The organism is Trebonia kvetii (assembly GCF_007827045.1).
Classification (GTDB): Bacteria; Actinomycetota; Actinomycetes; order Streptosporangiales; family Streptosporangiaceae; genus Trebonia; species Trebonia kvetii.
In genome coordinates, this window is sequence record NZ_RPFW01000029.1 from 1 (window position 1) to 538 (window position 538).

General features: G+C 59.1%; 2 protein-coding genes. Both read left to right on the forward strand.

The features are described from left to right. The coding region (locus EAS64_RS44345) for a hypothetical protein (RefSeq protein ID WP_222850047.1) at positions 1 to 271 on the forward strand (271 nt) is incomplete at its 5' end. A gap of 74 nt (positions 272 to 345) precedes the next feature. Further along, the coding region (locus tag EAS64_RS45355; RefSeq protein ID WP_222850048.1) for a hypothetical protein at positions 346 to 538 on the forward strand (193 nt) is incomplete at its 3' end.

The window sequence follows — 538 nt, forward strand, 5'->3', positions numbered from 1 at the left end:
AGTTGTCCTTAGTCTGACTTATTTCAAGCAGAAGGCGGCAAACGAGCTGCAGGCGACATGGCAGAAGATCATCGATCTGCATCACGTCGCGGACGACATGCCCCGCACAGACGAGGCGGCTCTTCATCTGCAGCAGAATATGGCTGTCGCCAATGCCATCGGTGTTCCAGGGACACCGACATTCATCTGGCGCGACAAGGCTGGTGCCACGCATGTCACTGAGGGGTTGCCCGGGGATGTTGAACAGCTGATACGGGAACTGGGGCGGTGAGGCGGTCCACACGCCCCATTCTAAGAGTGGGGAAGTGGCTGATCTTTCCGCTTTACCTGCCAGTGGTGAGGGGCGTGCGCACCTTTAACCTGTCGCGACAGTATCTGCGCGACCGGAAAGCCTTCATCGAAGCGGCAGCCATCGACACGGCTCTTGCTCCCGTTATGGACCCAGCGATAATCAGGGCGCTGGTGTCCACACGGCGCAACGGGCGGTTCTGCCTGCTCCTGTTTGTGGGTACTCTGTGCGTGTGGATCTGGTCGTGTG